The sequence below is a fragment of the Enterobacter sp. MGH 4 genome, assembly GCF_000534735.1.
GTDB classification, from domain to species: domain Bacteria; phylum Pseudomonadota; class Gammaproteobacteria; order Enterobacterales; family Enterobacteriaceae; genus Enterobacter; species Enterobacter intestinihominis.
The window spans coordinates 1685927-1701990 of the sequence record NZ_KI973289.1 but is presented as its reverse complement, the minus strand read 5'-3'; the positions used below and the strand labels follow the sequence as shown (position 1 = coordinate 1701990).

Below are 16064 nucleotides of genomic sequence, written 5' to 3'. Positions count from 1 at the left end.
ACAATACCCACAAAATACCTGTGAATATAATGATCGCGCTAATTGTTAGGTGAAAATTAAACGTGAATGTTGTCACAGAACATGACTAAGCAGTAAAAATTAAGTTGGTGTCTTTTGGGTAATTATCTATGTTTCGTACTTGTTCAAATTAAATTCTAAGAAGAAACACACCAGGGGATCGTTTCCTCTGGAACATCACGCTGAGGGTCATACATGAACGAACTGGTTAGTGCAATTAACGGTGTTATCTGGAGCCCTGCGTTAATATTTTTATGTCTGGGTGTCGGTCTCTATTTCTCACTGCGTAGTCGTTTTCTGCAATTACGTCATATAAAACATATGATTACCCTGATGTTTCAGGGCGGGGCTACCGATGCCGGCGTATCATCGTTTCAGGCGTTGACGATGACGCTGGCGGGCCGCGTAGGGACAGGGAATATCGCCGGTGTGGCGACCGCCATTACCTTTGGTGGCCCCGGTGCGCTTTTCTGGATGTGGGTAGTGGCATTTTTAGGCGCCAGCTCTGCTTTTGTTGAATCCACGTTAGGTCAGGTTTATAAAGAAAAAATTAACGGCGAATATCGTGGGGGACCTGCCTTTTATATTGAAAAAGGGTTGGGGGTGAAGTGGTACGCATGGTTATTTGCTATTGTGACCATTTTCTCCTGCGGTTTATTACTTCCGGGCGTACAGGCAAACTCAATTGCCGCCAGCCTGGATATTGCCTTCGGTCTTAACCCAAACGTTACGGCGGCAATACTGGCTGTACTGTTAAGCTTCATTATTTTCGGTGGTGTAAAAAGGATCGCCAGCTTTAGCAGTATGGTCGTTCCGTTTATGGCGCTCGGCTATATTATTGTTGCCTGCGTTATTATCGCGATCAATATTGAAAAACTGCCTGCTGTTATCCTGCTGATCTGGAAAAGTGCATTTGGCCTTGAAGCGGGATTTGGCGCTATTCTGGGCCAGGCTATCATGTGGGGCGTTAAACGCGGCGTCTATTCCAACGAGGCGGCGCAGGGCACCGGGCCACATGCATCCTCGGCAGCAGCCGTAAGTCATCCGGTGAAACAAGGGCTGGTTCAGGCGTTCTCCGTATATATCGACACGCTGTTTGTCTGCTCCGCGACCGGGTTTATGCTGTTGATCACCGGGCTTTATAATGTTCAGGGCGTCGACGGCGCAGCCCTTTATACCGGTATTGCAGGCGTGGCGGCCGGTCCTGGCTATGTGCAGACAGCGATGGAAAGTATGATGCCGGGCTTTGGTAATTACTTTGTCGCCATCGCGCTATTCTTCTTTGCCTTCACCACCATCATTGCCTATTACTATATCGCTGAAACCAATATCGCCTACATCAACCGTAAAATTCACCGTCCGTGGCTGACATTCCTGCTTAAATTATGTCTGATGGCTTCCACGGTATATGGCACAATCCGCACCGCGGATCTGGCATGGGGATTAGGGGATATCGGGGTAGGGCTGATGGCCTGGCTCAACATTATTGCCATTGTCCTCTTGCATAAAAAAGCCTTTGCCAGCCTGAAGGATTATGAAACCCAGAATGCGCAGGGAATTGATCCACAGTTTGATCCGGTTCGGCTTGGGATTAAAAATGCGGATTACTGGCTGGGGGAGCGCAGAGATGAAGAGGGGGGATTGCCGGGGCAGGTTTCTTCTCCTGAAGGTAAGCAGCCGGCGGGGAAGTTGAATAACTGAGGAATAGTTTAAAACGGGCCCGTGCTTATGCACGGGCTTTTTTTATGGGTGAGGCGGTATCACCCGCACCGGCGGGGATTGACTCGCTTCGCTCTCAGTCTGTCCAACTGGCTGCGCCAGTTGTCGAACCCCGGTCGGGGGTTCTCATCCCCCCGCAGACGTGCAACATGCGAAAAAAAAGCCCGCATTTTCATGCGAGCTCTTCTTAAAATATGGCGGTGAGGGGGGGATTCGAACCCCCGATACGTTGCCGTATACACACTTTCCAGGCGTGCTCCTTCAGCCACTCGGACACCTCACCATATTGTTTTGCTGCCTGACCGCTTGGGGGGCAACGGGGCGCTACTATAGGGAGTTGCGCGAAAGCGGTCAAGCAGATTTTCTGCATTCGTGCCTGTTCGGTTAAGCCTTAATCAGCTTATGGCGCACCGCGCAGGATCAACGCTGCGAATCGAGCACTTCGCTGTTTTTCACGACGTCCTGCGCTTTGCTGTAACTTTCGATCAGCAGCTGGTAGGCAGGGAAGATGTGTGTGTACACCTCTGCCCATTCTCCCGCATCTTCACGGTTCCACGTGCGCTGGATCTCTGAGGCCACTGCCGCTGTGTCCATCGGTACCACGCCTGCCTGCACCACGCGCGCCAGGGTGATCTCTTGCGCCATTTTGCTGTAGGTGCCGGAGGCATCAATCACCGCAAATACTTTATATCCGTCCGCCACCGCGCTGATGGACGGGAAGGCCATGCAAACGCTGGTAATCGTCCCCGCGATAATCAGCGTTTTGCGTCCGGTGGCTTTCACCGCCGCCACGAACTCCGGATTATCCCAGGCGTTGATCTCACCCTTGCGTGCCACATACTGTGCGTGCGGCGCATTGGCGTGGATCTCCGGGATAAGCGGGCCGTTCGGTCCCTGTGGAACCGACGCCGTGGTGATCACCGGGATCTTCGCCAGCGAGGCGATCTTTGCCAGCGCTGCTGCACGAGCGCGCAGCTCAGGCATTGGCATGTCTCCAACAGTCTGGAACAATCCGCTCTGGTGATCGATAAGCAGCATAACGGCATCATTGACGTCAATAACGGGACGTGCACCGTTGAAGTTTGCAGGGGTAGACATAATGTGCTCCTTTATTACGTTTAGATTTGGCCAAAGCGGCCGGAGTTGAAATCGCGAATAGCTTCGGCGATTTCGGTTTTACTGTTCATCACAAACGGGCCATAGCCCACGATGGGTTCATTCAGTGGCTCCCCGGCCATCAGCAACACTTTGGCATCGCTGCTGGCTTCGAGATGCAGCTTGTCGCCGCTCTGACTCAGCACGACCAGCTGCGCCTCACCCGCAGGCGTGGTGCCGTTCACTGTCACGCTGCCCTCAACAACAACCAGCGCCGTGCTCCAGCCTTCGGGCTGATTGAGCGTCAGGTGGCTGCCCTGGTGCAGCGCGAGATCCCATACGTTAAGCGGTGAGAAGGTATGCGCCGGGCCGGTTACCTCTCCAAAGCGGCCAGCAATCACGCGCATTGTTCCGCTGTTATCCGGCAGGGTGACCACCGGGATATCCGCCTGAGTGATGCTCTGGTAGCCAGGCGTCGCCATTTTGTCTTTGGCGGGCAGGTTGACCCACAGCTGCATCATTTTCAGTTCACCGCCTTTCTGCGAGAACGCGCTGGAGTGGAACTCCTCGTGCAAAATGCCTGCGCCTGCCGTCATCCACTGCACATCGCCTGGACCAATAACGCCGCCTCTGCCGGTGGAATCACGGTGCTCAACTTCGCCTGAGTAGACGATGGTCACCGTTTCAAAACCGCGATGAGGATGCTCGCCCACGCCGCGTTTTGCGCCATCCGCCGGGAAGGTATGTGGTCCGGCGTAGTCAAGCAGCAGGAACGGGCTCAGCGGTTCGCCGTGCGTCTGGTAAGAAAACATCGAACGAACCGGAAAACCATCACCGACCCAGTGCGGACGAGGTGCGGTATACACGCCTGTTACGTTTTTCATGATTAACTCCTGATGTCCTGTTGATGTAATTAGCTTATATTCAAGGTTAATATCCCGGTAGATAGCAAAAATGACATTCACTGTTCCTTAAATAGAACAATGGGGGCGTATGCAGGATCTCAATGATTTCGTATGGTTTGTGAAGGTGGTGGAGCATGGCGGCTTTGCGGCGGCGGGGCGGGCGCTCGATCAGCCAAAGTCGAAACTGAGCCGTCGGATTGCGCAGCTGGAAGAACGCCTGGGTGTTCGGTTGATACAACGTACCACGCGGCAGTTTGCGGTGACTGAAGTGGGGCAGACGTTCTATCAGCACTGTAAAGCCATGCTGGTGGAGGCTGAAGCTGCGGAGGAGGCGGTGGCTGCTTTACAGGCTGAGCCGCGCGGTATGGTCAGGATCACTTGCCCCGTAACCCTACTGCACGTTCACGTGGGGCCCATGCTGGCGAGGTTTATGGCGCGCTATCCGGGGATCAACCTCCAGCTTGAAGCCACCAACCGCCGGGTCGATCTGGTGGGGGAGGGGGTGGATGTGGCGATCCGCGTTCGTCCGCGCCCGTTTGATGACAGCGATTTGGTATTAAGGGTGCTGGCGGACAGGGGACACTGTCTGGTTGCCGGGCCGACACTGATTGAACGGATGGGCAACCCGGCGATGCCTTCTGAGCTCAGCGAATGGCCGGGTTTAAGTATGGGCGCTGGTAAACACCTGCATAAGTGGGAGCTGAGCGGGCCGGAGGGGGCGAAAGCAGACATTCACTTCACGCCGCGCCTGGTGACTACCGATATGCTGGCGCTGCGGGAGGCAGCGATGGCGGGCGTGGGCGTGGTACAGTTGCCCATTTTGATGGTGAAGGATCAGCTGGCTTCAGGTGAGCTTGTTCGGGTGCTGAATGCCTGGGAACCCAGAAGGGAAGTGATCCATGCGGTGTATCCTTCCCGGCGCGGCCTGCTGCCATCGGTCAGGACGCTGGTGGATTTTCTCACCGAAGAATATGCCCGGATGGTGGAGGAGTAACGTTTCCAGGGGACAACTGAATGCGAGCACCTAACTATCCCCTCTCCCCTCCGGGGAGAGGGTTAGGGTGAGGGGGGGATTGACTCGCTTCGCTCGCCCTGCGGGCAGCCTGTTCGCTTCGCTCTCAGTCTGTCCAACTGGCTGCGCCAGTTGTCGAACCCCGGTCGGGGGTTCTCATCCCCCCCTTGCGGAGAATATATAAGAAAAAAGCCCGTACTTTCGTACGAGCTCTCGTCTTGAATATGGCGGTGAGGGGGGGATTCGAACCCCCGATACGTTGCCGTATACACACTTTCCAGGCGTGCTCCTTCAGCCACTCGGACACCTCACCATATTGTCATCCCGTTGTTGTCGGGACGGGCGCTAATGTAAGGAAAAGCCGTACTGCCGTCAACCCACTTTTTCAGTAATTTAGCGTGTTTAGACAAACTTCAGGCAACCTGATTTCGAAATGTGCGAAAAGCGCCTCTTTTATCAGCAACGCGGTTTAGCGATAAATTTGTTATGCTGACAAGCCAGTTGAAAATGAAAATAAAACAGCGCACTAAAAGGCAATGACTATGGATATTATCTTCTATCACCCCACTTTTGATACGGCTTACTGGATTAAGGCGCTCACGGCGGCACTGCCTGGCGCACGCGTTCGCGAATGGAAACAGGGCGATAATGAACATGCCGACTACGCGCTGGTCTGGCATCCCCCGGTCGAAATGCTACAGGGACGCCGTTTGAAGGCGGTGTTTGCTCTTGGTGCGGGGGTGGATTCCATTCTCAGTAAGCTGAAGGCTCACCCTGAAATGCTGCCGGAAGAAATTCCCCTGTTTCGTCTGGAAGATACCGGTATGGGGGAGCAGATGCAGGAATACGCCGTAAGCCAGGTGCTGCACTGGTTCCGCCGCTTCGACGATTATCAGGCGTTTAAACAGCAATCCCACTGGGAACCGCTGCCGGATTATCAGCGTGAAGATTTCACCATCGGCATCCTCGGGGCGGGTGTGCTGGGTTCGAAAGTCGCCGAAGCGCTCGCCCCGTGGGGCTTCCCACTGCGCTGCTGGAGCCGGAGCCGTAAGGATTATCCGGGCGTCGAGAGCTTTGCCGGAACGGACGAACTCCCGGCGTTCCTGAAAGGGACACGCGTTCTCATTAACCTGCTGCCGAATACGGCGGAAACGGTCGGCATTATCAATGGCACGCTCCTCAACCAGTTGGCAGAAGATAGCTACTTAATGAACCTGGCGCGCGGGGTACACGTTGTGGAAGACGATCTGCTGAAAGCGCTGGATAGCGGTAAACTGAAAGGCGCAATGCTGGATGTGTATAGCCGCGAACCGCTGCCGACAGACAGCCCGCTCTGGGCACATCCGCGCGTGGCGATGACGCCCCATATTGCGGCCGTGACGCGACCGGCGGAGGCCGTGGCGTATATCTCGCATACCATCAGCGAAATAGAGAAGGGCAACGCGGTGACCGGACAGGTAGACAGACAGCGAGGCTACTGAGAGAAACCCGGCGTTCGCCGGGTTTTTGCTAATATTCGCCGCTGATAACTGCTATCCTTTGGAAAAACCGCAGAGGAGAGAAAGATGTATCCCGTTGACCTGCATATGCACACCGTCGCCAGTACCCACGCTTACAGTAACCTCCATGATTATATCGCTCAGGCGAAGCTGAAAGGCATCAAACTGTTTGCGATAACCGATCACGGTCCGGATATGGCGGATGCGCCGCACTACTGGCATTTTGTGAATATGCGTATTTGGCCACGTCTGGTTGACGGTATCGGGATACTGCGCGGCATCGAAGCGAACATCAAAAATACCGACGGGGAAATTGACTGCACCGGCCCGATGCTGACCTCGTTAGATCTGATCCTCGCCGGCTTCCACGAGCCGGTCTTTGCGCCCCAGGATAAAGAGACCAACACTGCGGCGATGATTGCCACCATTGCCAGCGGCAATGTGCACATTATCAGCCACCCGGGAAATCCGAAATACCCGATCGATATTCAGGCCGTGGCACAGGCCGCAGCGAAGCACCGCGTGGCGCTGGAGATCAACAACTCCTCGTTCGTGCATTCGCGTAAGGGCAGTGAGGCCAACTGTCGCGACGTTGCGGCGGCCGTGCGTGACGCGGGCGGAATGGTGGCGCTGGGCTCTGATTCACACACGGCCTTCACGCTGGGTGATTTCAGCGAGTGCCTGAAAATATTGCGGGACGTGAATTTCCCGGAAGAACAGATCCTGAACGTCACGCCGCGTCGTATGCTCGACTTCCTTGAGTCGCGCGGCATGGCGCCGATTGACGAATTTGCCGATCTTTAATTAATAACGGAATAAAAACATGAATGAGTTTTCCATCCTTTGCCGCGTGCTGGGCACCTTATATTACCGCCAGCCGCAGGATCCGCTGCTGGTTCCGCTGTTTACCCTGATTCGTGAAGGTAAACTGGCGCAGAGCTGGCCACTGGAACAGGATGAGTTGCTGGAACGCTTGCAAAAAAGTTGCGATATGCAGCAGATTTCAACGGATTACAACGCGCTGTTCGTGGGGGAAGAGTGTCGCGTGTCGCCGTATCGTTCTGCCTGGCAGGAAGGTGCGACCGAAGCGGAAGTTCGGGCGTTTCTTTCAGAACGCGGCATGCCGCTGACGGATATGCCTGCCGATCATATCGGTACCCTGTTGCTGGCGGCCTCATGGATTGAAGATAAAGCAGGTGATGATGAGAATGAGGCGATTGAAACCCTGTTCGAAACGTATCTGCTGCCGTGGGTCGGAACCTTCCTGGGTAAAGTTGAAGCCCACGCCACCTCTCCGTTCTGGAGAACGCTGGCTCCGCTGACGCGTGACGCTATCGCTGCCATGTGGGATGAGCTGGAAGAAGAGAGTGAAGAGTGATTTAAATCACAAAAATCTTGCAACGATACATTTCAACTTGCACGTAACGTGCTTCTGATCTCATTTCTAGGGTGCGCATCTGCTAAGATGCGCACCATGAACATATTACTTTGTATTGCAATCACGACTGGCATCCTCTCCGGCCTCTGGGGTTGGGTGGCGGTATCTCTCGGTTTGTTGAGCTGGGCCGGTTTTCTTGGCTGCACGGCCTATTTCGCCTGTCCGCAGGGTGGTTTTAAAGGGCTCTTTATTTCAGGCAGCACGTTACTGAGTGGCGTGGTCTGGGCGCTGATCATTATGAAGGGCAGCGCGCTGGCGCCGCATGTGGAAATCCTGGGGTACCTCATGACCGGTATTGTGGCTTTCCTGATGTGCGTTCAGGCAAAACATCTGCTGTTGTCCTTTGTGCCCGGCACGTTCATGGGTGCCTGCGCGACCTTTGCAGGCCAGGGGGACTGGAAGCTGGTGGTCCCTTCGCTCATGCTGGGATTACTGTTTGGCTACGCTATGAAGAACAGCGGTCTCTGGCTTGCAGCCCGACGCGAGAAGAGCCAGAACGTTCCTGTGGTAAGTAAATAAAAAAAAGGCGAGACGAAAATCTCGCCTTTTTATACGCCGCCAATCATGACTCCGGCGGAACCGACATCTCACGGTATTTCACCAGCACCGCATTACTCACGTCACTTTTATTCTGAAGATCCCACAAGCCGCGATCGATGCCGTCATTAATCAGGAAAATCACCCCGGTTTCGATGGCCGACATCAGACATAGCATGACCGGCTCGTTAGAGGTATAGCCAATTTCAGCCTCCAGCAAACGCTGGTAGTCGATAAAGCGGAATACCCCCGCCTGCACTTCATATGAGAGAATCGTTTTACTGGTGGTCACGGAGGATAAAATTTCACCCGTGCTTACGTTAACCACGCGCAGGTTGACGGCAATCTGATCCAGCTGATACTGCGTGTCGGCCCCGATACCAAAGTAACGGGCACCCGCGCCGCCCGATTTCACGTTACTTTCGTAGCCGATAATCGAGCCTTCAACCATGATATTGGCTGCGGTGAGAGACTGTAGCGGCATGCGGTTATTGACGCCAACGGTACCATTCTCCTGTGCAGCACGAATGATTTTTCGTTCGTTAAGCAGGTTTTGCAGCCCCTGGCGTTCCAGCGGGATAAACCAGCGCGAATCTTTCAGGGCGGTAACCAGCATCGCGGTGGCACTCTGCGGTACGGCCGTGGAGAAGTTACTGGCCGGATACGGTTTGAACTGGCCCGTCTCATCCTGAATGTTATAGACCGAGACGAATATCTTCCCGGTAGGGCCGGGCAGATGCGTCAGATCCCGATAGCTCTGGGCACGGGGCATTAGGGTGGGTTTAGCGGCTTCTTTTGGCGGGGCAGTTAAACAACCGCTTAATAAGCACACTGCAACTAAAATAAAAAAGCGCTGCATGATAATTGTCCTTATTTCGGGGTCGTTTAGAAATCAGTTGAACTGGTCTGCAAACCGGAAACCTGGATTGTCGACGTCTTACCGGTTTTTCGGTCTGTCACATTTAACTGAAGCTGCCCGTCTTTATTGGCAATATCGACGATAAAGTCGTTAGTGACCATCCGGCCGGGTTTTCCGGTATTAATGTTGGTTAATAAACCACCTAATATTTGCGACTGGATGGCCTGAGTAAAATTATCCAAAGCTGACGGGGTCTCGATACCGAAATCATCGTCATAGCTGGGGTCTTTATAGGAATTTTGAGCCTGCGCCTGGTTAAGCATAAAGGCTCCGTTATTCGGGTTGCCGCCAAAATTAGGGTTGCGGAACTGGAATGTCATATTTCCGGCCCAACTCAACGGCGCAATGAGCATTAACGAAATCACTGTGTGTGCGAGACGCATTACAGCCTCCGAAATAGGTGTCGTTGCTAGAACTCATCTTTTGCTAAATCGCCTGTGCTCAAAAGGGCTTTATCTAAGGAAGGTGCGAACAAGTTCCTGATATGAGATCATCATATTCATCCGGAGCGCATCCCAGAGGGACATCATGAGTCATCAACTCACCTTCGCCGATAGTGAATTCAGCACTAAGCGCCGTCAGACCCGAAAAGAGATTTTCCTCTCCCGCATGGAGCAGATTCTGCCATGGCAGAATATGACCGCTGTCATCAAGCCGTTTTATCCCAAGGCGGGCAATGGCCGACGGCCCTATCCGCTGGAGACCATGCTGCGTATTCACTGCATGCAGCATTGGTACAACCTGAGCGACGGTGCCATGGAAGATGCCCTGTACGAAATCGCCTCCATGCGTCTGTTTGCCCGGTTATCCCTGGATAGCGCCTTGCCGGACCGCACCACCATCATGAATTTCCGCCACCTGCTGGAGCAGCATCAACTGGCCCGCCAATTGTTCAAGACCATCAATCGCTGGCTGGCCGAAGCAGGCGTCATGATGACTCAAGGCACCTTGGTCGATGCCACCATCATTGAGGCACCCAGCTCGACCAAGAACAAAGAGCAGCAACGCGATCCGGAGATGCATCAGACCAAGAAAGGCAATCAGTGGCACTTTGGCATGAAGGCCCACATTGGTGTCGATGCCAAGAGTGGCCTGACCCACAGCCTAGTCACCACCGCGGCCAACGAGCATGACCTCAATCAGCTGGGTAATCTGCTGCATGGAGAGGAGCAATTTGTCTCAGCCGATGCCGGCTACCAAGGGGCGCCACAGCGCGAGGAGCTGGCCGAGGTGGATGTGGACTGGCTGATCGCCGAGCGCCCCGGCAAGGTAAGAACCTTGAAACAGCATCCACGCAAGAACAAAACGGCCATCAACATCGAATACATGAAAGCCAGCATCCGGGCCAAGGTGGAGCACCCATTTCGCATCATCAAGCGACAGTTCGGCTTCGTGAAAGCCAGATACAAGGGGTTGCTGAAAAACGATAACCAACTGGCGATGTTATTCACGCTGGCCAACCTGTTTCGGGCGGACCAAATGATACGTCAGTGGGAGAGATCTCACTAAAAACTGGGGATAACGCCTTAAATGGCGAAGAAACGGTCTAAATAGGCTGATTCAAGGCATTTACGGGAGAAAAAATCGGCTCAAACATGAAGAAATGAAATGACTGAGTCAGCCGAGAAGAATTTCCCCGCTTATTCGCACCTTCCCTAACTGTAGGCGGTTAATAGCTTCTTCTGTTTGTGCCAGTGCGAAAGCGACGTTCTGATCGAAGTCTCTTTTCGTTGGGAATAAAAAAGTCTGGTAAATAACGTCCTGATTAGCGGTTATTGTGATCCAGCTTCCCCACCGCGCACTGGGCCGTTCGTTGATGGTTAAATTACCCGGATAATCGCTTTCCCACTTATCGCTGAAGGCACGATAAAAATCGTGTCCGACAGAGGTGACGGTGTGGTCGGTCAACAGTCCAGGAACTTCCACCTCAACAGCCTGAAGGTTTCCGGCAGCAAGCATAATGCCTGCGGCGGCAATCCAACTTAGGGTGCGTTTCATGCTATTAACGCCTGAGGTTATCGTTTGCCCACGACACCGCCTGCGTGCGATTTTTAACAGCTATCTTTTTGAAAAGATTATAAAGATGCGTCTTAACCGTATTTTCGCTGATAAATAACGAACGGGCGATTTCAATATTTGAAGCACCAATACGCAGTTTGTTCAGGATCTCTTTCTCACGGTGCGTCAGAAGGGCCGATTCCGAACTGTTATAGCGATAATTTCCGGAGTGGGTAATGAGGTAGCTGGCCAGTTTTTGCGAGAAATAACACTCCCCCCGCAATATGCCCTGCAAACCCTCCACGACACGGTTTTCTTCTTCTGTAACGTAAAACACGCCGTTAATATGCGGCCAGCTCTCAATTTCGCGGAAAGGATACTCATCAGGCGTATTCAATAACAATACGCGGATATTATTGTTTTTCCTGCTTAAATTATCTTGCCAGTAATGGATCAGTTTTTTATCCGCTTCCATCATATCGAGAAGAATGATGCTGCCAGGAGCGATATCATCAAAAGAACGTTGAATGTTATGAAGTTTCCCGTTAAGTGACAGGCATTGTTTTAAATGCTGCAATAACGCTGTCGCTTGTAAGGAAGGTTTTGTGATCAACAATAATGTATGACCGGGTAAGCTATGGACTTCATTAAACATGATGAAACCCCACGTTATTTATGACACCCGGCAGCTGCCCTCGTATTATTGAAAAGGGCACCAGAAGGGCTTTGTTGAATAAATCGAACTTTTGCTGAGTTGAAGGATCAGATCACGCATCTTCCCGACAACGCAGACCGTTCCGTGGCAAAGCAAAAGTTCAAAATCACCAACTGGCCCACCTACAATAAAGCCCTCATCAACCGTGGCTCCATAACTTTCTGGCTGGATGATGAAGCTATTCAGGCCTGGTATGAGTCGGCAACGCCTTCATCACGGGGAAGACCTCAGCGCTATTCTGATCTCGCCATCACCACCGTTCTGGTCATTAAACGCGTGTTCAGGTTGACCCTGCGGGCTGCACAGGGTTTTATTGATTCCATTTTTACACTGATGAATGTTCCGTTGCGCTGCCCGGATTACACCAGTGTCAGCAAGCGCGCAAAGTCGGTTAATGTCAGTTTCAAAACGTTCACCCGAGGTGAAATCGCGCATCTGGTGATTGATTCCACCGGGCTGAAGGTCTTTGGTGAAGGCGAATGGAAAGTCAAAAAACACGGCAAAGAACGCCGTCGTATATGGCGAAAGTTGCATCTGGCAGTTGACAGCAAAACACATGAAATCATCTGTGCAGACCTGTCGCTGAACAATGTGACGGACTCAGAAGCCTTCCCGGGTCTTATCCGGCAGACTCACAGAAAAATCAGGGCAGCATCGGCAGACGGCGCTTACGACACCCGGCTCTGTCACGATGAACTGCGGCGTAAGAAAATCAGCGCCCTTATCCCTCCCCGAAAAGGTGCGGGTTACTGGCCCGGTGAATATGCAGACCGTAACCGTGCAGTGGCTAATCAGCGAATGACCGGGAGTAATGCGCGGTGGAAATGGACAACAGATTACAACCGTCGCTCGATAGCGGAAACGGCGATGTACCGGGTAAAACAGCTGTTCGGGGGTTCACTGACGCTGCGTGACTACGATGGTCAGGTTGCGGAGGCTATGGCCCTGGTACGAGCGCTGAACAAAATGACGAAAGCAGGTATGCCTGAAAGCGTGCGTATTGCCTGAAAACACAACCCGCTACGGGGGAGATTTACCCGAAATCTGATTTATTCAACAAAGCCCACCAGAAGTACTGCAGGTGTGGCACTGCTGTGTGTAGTTAAAAAACCTTCCTCCAAAGGAGGCGGTAAAATTAAAAACAAATAACGTACTGCTGTTTTCAATCTAGCTATTGCAAACTTTAAAGCAAGTGTTAATCGTGTAACAGAATGTAAAATTCGATATTTATTTGTGTATTTTGCAGGGTTAATAGTTTTTAAGATAAGGGGAAAGTTGTACAGGTGTATAAACGTGCACAGATTTTAAAAACCATACGGTATATTATAATGAGTTGTATTATCTGGTTTTTTATTATTGTAAGCCAACCGGTAAAAAGTATGAACTCTGCTAAAAACATAAGACTTCCCTAAGCCGGAATTTTTTCTTAAGAAAACTTGCTTCGTGTCACGCGCGTGACAAAGGGCATTGTCGTTTTTGTCTGAAGAAGCCGGTACAGGTTGGACAACCTGTCTCGCTGTTGTACAAGCGCAGGAAGACATTTTTGGTTTCTGCTTTAGGCGAGTATCCCGTCGTTTCAGGCGAGATTTACGACTTTGAGGTGAAGGGGAATATAAAAATAAGGCGCACGGGTGAGATATTAAACATGTTTCGGCAGACATACTCTTTTCCGTAACGCGGCGTTAACAAAACGAATCGCGTTAACGGAGTAAGGAATACCTTTTTTATAGCCAGGTCCAGGGTGACAGCATGAAAAACAAAACGTTGTTTATGATGTTTACATTACTGGGTGCGCCTGGGTTTGTAATCGCAGGTGATTCAGATTTAGCCAGTTCTGAATATAATTTTGCGATAAATGAATTAAGTAAAGCTTCATACAATCAGGCAGCCATTATTGGTCAACAGGGTTCAGGAAATAATGCTGATGTACGCCAGGGCGGTTCTAAATTGCTGTCCGTTATTTCCCAGGAGGGCGGGAATAACCGCGCGAATGTTGATCAGTCAGGGACGTATAACCTTGCTTATATCGATCAGACCGGCAACGGCAACGATGCGAGTATTAAGCAGGGCGCTTTTGGCAACACCGCCATGATTATCCAGAAAGGCTCGGGTAACAGGGCGAATATAACGCAGTATGGTACGCAGAAAACAGCAGTTGTAGTACAGAGACAGTCGCAAATGGCTATTCGCGTTATTCAACGCTAGCGATGTGTGACGCCTTAATCAATCCGATGGGGGTTTACCATGAAACTTTTCAAAGTGGCAGTTATTGCAGCAATCGTAGTTTCTGGCAGTGCTTTCGCAGGTGCGGTACCACAATTTGGCGGCGGTCACGGTGGTGGCTGGGGTGGCGGCAATAACGGCCCTGACTCAACCCTGAGCATTTACCAGTACGGCGGCGGTAACTCCGCGCTTGCTTTGCAGACGGACGCCCGAGATTCTGAATTGACCATTACCCAGCATGGTGGCGGTAACGGCGCAGACGTTGGCCAGGGCTCTGATGACAGTTCTATCGATCTGCTGCAAAAAGGCTTTGGTAACAGCGCCACCATCGACCAGTGGAATAGCAAAGATTCTGTTATCAACGTGAAACAGTTCGGCGGCGGCAACGGCGCGGCGGTAGACCAGACAGCGTCTGGCTCAACGGTGACTGTGCACCAGGTTGGCTTCGGCAACAACGCGACCGCACACCAGTACTGATTCATTTCTGTACCAAAAAACAGGGCATGCGCCCTGTTTTTTTTCGGGAGGATCTCATGAGCACATTCATTCTCCTTGCCGCGCTTGCCAGCCAGATAACGTTCAGTACTTCACAGCAGGCAAATGTGACAACCATTATTCCTCAGGTCACGCTGGCAGACGCCTGCGAATGTCAGGTTGAGGTGTTATCTGTCCGGCAGGGGCAGGGGGGACAAAGTACATCGCGGCAGAAAAATACTCTTTTTATACCCGCTAATCAGCCGATTGATCTAACGCGAATCAGTTTAAATATTCGCTCAGGGGATGCGGTAAAAATAATCGTCACCGTTTCCGATGGAAAATCGCTTCATTTATCACAGCAGTGGAACGCATCGGCAAGTACGCTTTAATCATTCATAAAATCAATGATTTAATAAAGTGGCGGCGCTGCACAGGTAAGCTATGCTGATATCAAGAACCCAGCAAACGGGTTGCTTAAATTGATACGTCATAACGGAGCGTTTTTACCCCTCAAGGACGAATTTCATTGAGGAGTACAAATAATGTTCAAATCCGCAGCGTGTATTATTTCTGGTCTGGGACTGATCCTGTCCTCTTTTTTTTCTCCGGCTTATTCAGCAACTATAGAGAATGGTGGGGTGATTCATTTTCGTGGCGCGGTGGTCGCTGACCCGTGCGAAGTCACGCCCCGGCATCAGCAGTTTGCAATTTCCTGCCCGGAAAATAACCGTATGAAAACGCATACCATCAGTTATGACGAGGCGCTCCGGGGCCATCATCCTCACTCAGCGCTGGCCGCTGTCACCATGAAATACCTGAATGAAAAGAAAACGCTTGCGGTCGTTCAGGTGGATTACCGTTAATCGCCGTTTTTTTCGCGACAGTTTTTCTCCTTCTCCCTCTGCGATACACTGATGAAAAAGGCGGGTTGCAGAGGGTGTTTATGAGACCGCAAATCGACGTTATTCATGGCGATATCACGACGGTGCACGTTGACGTGATCGTCAACGCAGCCAATTCCTCCCTGATGGGTGGGGGCGGGGTAGACGGTGCCATTCACCGGGCCGCGGGCCCTCAGCTCCTTGAAGCATGCAAAACCGTGCGCCAGCAGCAGGGAGAGTGCCCGCCGGGGCATGCTGTTATTACGCTTGCGGGCGATCTCCCGGCCAAAGCGGTGATCCATACCGTTGGACCCGTCTGGCACGGTGGCGACCGCCATGAGGCTGAGATTCTGGAGCAGGCTTATCGTAACTGCCTGCGGCTTGCGGCAGATAACGGCTATAAGACCATGGCATTCCCCGCCATTAGCACCGGGGTTTACGGTTATCCAAAGGAAGCGGCAGCTACGATCGCCGTGAATACCGTTTATCACTACCTTTCCCTCAAACCCATGCCGGAAAAAGTCATTTTTGTCTGTTTCGATGAGCACACCGCCGACCTGTATCAGCGGATTTTGACCGCGCGCAGCCAGGCATTTTGATGTCTGAAAAGCAAAAACGGCGCCCTGGA

Annotated in this window: 19 protein-coding genes, 2 tRNA genes and 1 other RNA gene; 13 read left to right on the top strand and 9 right to left on the bottom strand. The window is 52.2% G+C overall.

Annotation, left to right across the window (positions count from 1 at the left end):
* Positions 1-213 precede the first annotated feature (213 nt).
* The gene (locus L350_RS14270) at positions 214-1719 is read left to right on the top strand and encodes an alanine/glycine:cation symporter family protein (protein ID WP_022647693.1); all 1506 of its coding nucleotides are present in this window, start codon (positions 214-216) and stop codon (positions 1717-1719) included.
* A 213-nt stretch (positions 1720-1932) separates the two neighbouring features.
* Here L350_RS14270 and L350_RS14275 read toward each other — a convergent pair.
* The 3 genes from L350_RS14275 to L350_RS14285 all read right to left on the bottom strand — a co-directional run bounded on the left by L350_RS14275 (position 1933) and on the right by L350_RS14285 (position 3716).
* Positions 1933-2020: transfer RNA gene (locus L350_RS14275), tRNA-Ser, on the bottom strand.
* Between the two features lie 137 nt (positions 2021-2157).
* A complete protein-coding gene (locus tag L350_RS14280) occupies positions 2158-2835 on the bottom strand; it encodes an isochorismatase family protein (RefSeq protein ID WP_003858068.1) in 678 nt (225 codons plus the stop codon).
* Between the two features lie 20 nt (positions 2836-2855).
* Positions 2856-3716, bottom strand: coding sequence for a pirin family protein (locus L350_RS14285; protein WP_022647694.1), 861 nt, complete (start codon positions 3714-3716; stop codon positions 2856-2858).
* Positions 3717-3825: 109 nt separating this feature from the next.
* Here L350_RS14285 and L350_RS14290 point away from each other — a divergent pair, with 109 nt between their 5' ends.
* Positions 3826-4731 carry a LysR family transcriptional regulator gene (locus L350_RS14290; protein ID WP_023299771.1) on the top strand — a complete coding sequence of 302 codons (906 nt, stop codon included), beginning with the start codon at positions 3826-3828 and terminating at the stop codon, positions 4729-4731.
* A gap of 62 nt (positions 4732-4793) precedes the next feature.
* On the opposite strand, the gene L350_RS23170 is transcribed toward L350_RS14290, so the two are convergent.
* Both L350_RS23170 and L350_RS14295 read right to left on the bottom strand, forming a co-directional pair.
* A non-coding RNA gene (locus L350_RS23170) (RtT sRNA) lies at positions 4794-4930 on the bottom strand.
* 44 nt (positions 4931-4974) lie between these two features.
* Positions 4975-5062, bottom strand: a tRNA-Ser gene (locus tag L350_RS14295).
* Positions 5063-5291: 229 nt separating this feature from the next.
* Here L350_RS14295 and ghrA point away from each other — a divergent pair.
* From ghrA to L350_RS14315, 4 genes are all read left to right on the top strand, one after another.
* Positions 5292-6230 carry a glyoxylate/hydroxypyruvate reductase GhrA gene (ghrA, locus tag L350_RS14300; protein ID WP_032624496.1) on the top strand — a complete coding sequence of 313 codons (939 nt, stop codon included), beginning with the start codon at positions 5292-5294 and terminating at the stop codon, positions 6228-6230.
* 84 nt (positions 6231-6314) lie between these two features.
* Positions 6315-7052 carry a phosphatase gene (locus tag L350_RS14305; RefSeq protein ID WP_022647697.1) on the top strand — a complete coding sequence of 246 codons (738 nt, stop codon included), beginning with the start codon at positions 6315-6317 and terminating at the stop codon, positions 7050-7052.
* Between the two features lie 19 nt (positions 7053-7071).
* A complete protein-coding gene (locus L350_RS14310) occupies positions 7072-7626 on the top strand; it encodes a TorD/DmsD family molecular chaperone (RefSeq protein WP_022647698.1) in 555 nt (184 codons plus the stop codon).
* A gap of 96 nt (positions 7627-7722) precedes the next feature.
* Positions 7723-8205 (top strand): DUF1097 domain-containing protein, encoded by a 483-nt coding sequence (locus tag L350_RS14315; RefSeq protein WP_205247541.1) that lies wholly within the window; start codon positions 7723-7725, stop codon positions 8203-8205.
* Positions 8206-8248: 43 nt separating this feature from the next.
* Here L350_RS14315 and csgG read toward each other — a convergent pair whose 3' ends face one another.
* Together csgG and csgF are read right to left on the bottom strand one after the other, a co-directional pair.
* On the bottom strand, positions 8249-9082 hold the full coding sequence (gene csgG / locus L350_RS14320) for a curli production assembly/transport protein CsgG (protein WP_023299773.1): 834 nt from the start codon (positions 9080-9082) through the stop codon (positions 8249-8251).
* Positions 9083-9108: 26 nt separating this feature from the next.
* A complete protein-coding gene (gene csgF / locus L350_RS14325) occupies positions 9109-9525 on the bottom strand; it encodes a curli production assembly/transport protein CsgF (protein ID WP_003858054.1) in 417 nt (138 codons plus the stop codon).
* Between the two features lie 145 nt (positions 9526-9670).
* Between csgF and L350_RS14330 the strand changes: the two genes are divergently transcribed.
* Positions 9671-10651 (top strand): IS5-like element IS5 family transposase, encoded by a 981-nt coding sequence (locus L350_RS14330; RefSeq protein ID WP_001575870.1) that lies wholly within the window; start codon positions 9671-9673, stop codon positions 10649-10651.
* A gap of 108 nt (positions 10652-10759) precedes the next feature.
* Here L350_RS14330 and csgE read toward each other — a convergent pair whose 3' ends face one another.
* Both csgE and csgD read right to left on the bottom strand, forming a co-directional pair.
* Complete coding sequence (csgE, locus tag L350_RS14335) at positions 10760-11140, bottom strand: curli production assembly/transport protein CsgE (protein ID WP_032624494.1); 381 nt, start codon at positions 11138-11140, stop codon at positions 10760-10762.
* 4 nt (positions 11141-11144) lie between these two features.
* The gene (csgD, locus tag L350_RS14340; protein WP_006809293.1) at positions 11145-11795 is read right to left on the bottom strand and encodes a biofilm master transcriptional regulator CsgD; all 651 of its coding nucleotides are present in this window, start codon (positions 11793-11795) and stop codon (positions 11145-11147) included.
* A gap of 99 nt (positions 11796-11894) precedes the next feature.
* On the opposite strand from csgD, the gene L350_RS14345 reads away from it, so the two are divergent.
* From L350_RS14345 to ymdB, 6 genes are all read left to right on the top strand, one after another.
* Positions 11895-12863 carry an IS5 family transposase gene (locus L350_RS14345; protein WP_074181092.1) on the top strand — a complete coding sequence of 323 codons (969 nt, stop codon included), beginning with the start codon at positions 11895-11897 and terminating at the stop codon, positions 12861-12863.
* A 741-nt stretch (positions 12864-13604) separates the two neighbouring features.
* Complete coding sequence (csgB, locus tag L350_RS14350; protein ID WP_023299774.1) at positions 13605-14060, top strand: curli minor subunit CsgB; 456 nt, start codon at positions 13605-13607, stop codon at positions 14058-14060.
* Positions 14061-14099: 39 nt separating this feature from the next.
* Positions 14100-14555 (top strand): curli major subunit CsgA, encoded by a 456-nt coding sequence (gene csgA / locus L350_RS14355; RefSeq protein ID WP_003858043.1) that lies wholly within the window; start codon positions 14100-14102, stop codon positions 14553-14555.
* A gap of 56 nt (positions 14556-14611) precedes the next feature.
* Positions 14612-14944: a curli assembly chaperone CsgC gene (csgC, locus tag L350_RS14360; RefSeq protein ID WP_032624493.1), complete on the top strand. Its 333-nt coding sequence runs from the start codon at positions 14612-14614 to the stop codon at positions 14942-14944.
* A gap of 153 nt (positions 14945-15097) precedes the next feature.
* On the top strand, positions 15098-15418 hold the full coding sequence (locus L350_RS14365) for a type 1 fimbrial protein (RefSeq protein WP_022647703.1): 321 nt from the start codon (positions 15098-15100) through the stop codon (positions 15416-15418).
* 80 nt (positions 15419-15498) lie between these two features.
* Positions 15499-16035: an O-acetyl-ADP-ribose deacetylase gene (gene ymdB / locus L350_RS14370; RefSeq protein WP_015570849.1), complete on the top strand. Its 537-nt coding sequence runs from the start codon at positions 15499-15501 to the stop codon at positions 16033-16035.
* The last annotated feature ends 29 nt before the right edge of the window (positions 16036-16064 follow it).

What these genes read in the sequence shown, in the direction of transcription:
- L350_RS14330 (WP_001575870.1), top strand. Translation starts at nt 9,671, where the DNA reads ATGAGTCATCAACTCACCTTCGCCGATAGTGAATTCAGCACTAAGCGC.
- csgC (WP_032624493.1), top strand. Translation starts at nt 14,612, where the DNA reads ATGAGCACATTCATTCTCCTTGCCGCGCTTGCCAGCCAGATAACGTTC.
- csgG (WP_023299773.1), bottom strand. Translation starts at nt 9,082, where the DNA reads ATGCAGCGCTTTTTTATTTTAGTTGCAGTGTGCTTATTAAGCGGTTGT.
- L350_RS14315 (WP_205247541.1), top strand. Translation starts at nt 7,723, where the DNA reads ATGAACATATTACTTTGTATTGCAATCACGACTGGCATCCTCTCCGGC.
- ghrA (WP_032624496.1), top strand. Translation starts at nt 5,292, where the DNA reads ATGGATATTATCTTCTATCACCCCACTTTTGATACGGCTTACTGGATT.
- L350_RS14285 (WP_022647694.1), bottom strand. Translation starts at nt 3,716, where the DNA reads ATGAAAAACGTAACAGGCGTGTATACCGCACCTCGTCCGCACTGGGTC.
- L350_RS14310 (WP_022647698.1), top strand. Translation starts at nt 7,072, where the DNA reads ATGAATGAGTTTTCCATCCTTTGCCGCGTGCTGGGCACCTTATATTAC.
- L350_RS14270 (WP_022647693.1), top strand. Translation starts at nt 214, where the DNA reads ATGAACGAACTGGTTAGTGCAATTAACGGTGTTATCTGGAGCCCTGCG.
- L350_RS14280 (WP_003858068.1), bottom strand. Translation starts at nt 2,835, where the DNA reads ATGTCTACCCCTGCAAACTTCAACGGTGCACGTCCCGTTATTGACGTC.
- L350_RS14365 (WP_022647703.1), top strand. Translation starts at nt 15,098, where the DNA reads ATGTTCAAATCCGCAGCGTGTATTATTTCTGGTCTGGGACTGATCCTG.
- csgF (WP_003858054.1), bottom strand. Translation starts at nt 9,525, where the DNA reads ATGCGTCTCGCACACACAGTGATTTCGTTAATGCTCATTGCGCCGTTG.
- L350_RS14290 (WP_023299771.1), top strand. Translation starts at nt 3,826, where the DNA reads ATGCAGGATCTCAATGATTTCGTATGGTTTGTGAAGGTGGTGGAGCAT.
- ymdB (WP_015570849.1), top strand. Translation starts at nt 15,499, where the DNA reads ATGAGACCGCAAATCGACGTTATTCATGGCGATATCACGACGGTGCAC.
- L350_RS14305 (WP_022647697.1), top strand. Translation starts at nt 6,315, where the DNA reads ATGTATCCCGTTGACCTGCATATGCACACCGTCGCCAGTACCCACGCT.
- csgE (WP_032624494.1), bottom strand. Translation starts at nt 11,140, where the DNA reads ATGAAACGCACCCTAAGTTGGATTGCCGCCGCAGGCATTATGCTTGCT.
- csgD (WP_006809293.1), bottom strand. Translation starts at nt 11,795, where the DNA reads ATGTTTAATGAAGTCCATAGCTTACCCGGTCATACATTATTGTTGATC.
- csgB (WP_023299774.1), top strand. Translation starts at nt 13,605, where the DNA reads ATGAAAAACAAAACGTTGTTTATGATGTTTACATTACTGGGTGCGCCT.
- csgA (WP_003858043.1), top strand. Translation starts at nt 14,100, where the DNA reads ATGAAACTTTTCAAAGTGGCAGTTATTGCAGCAATCGTAGTTTCTGGC.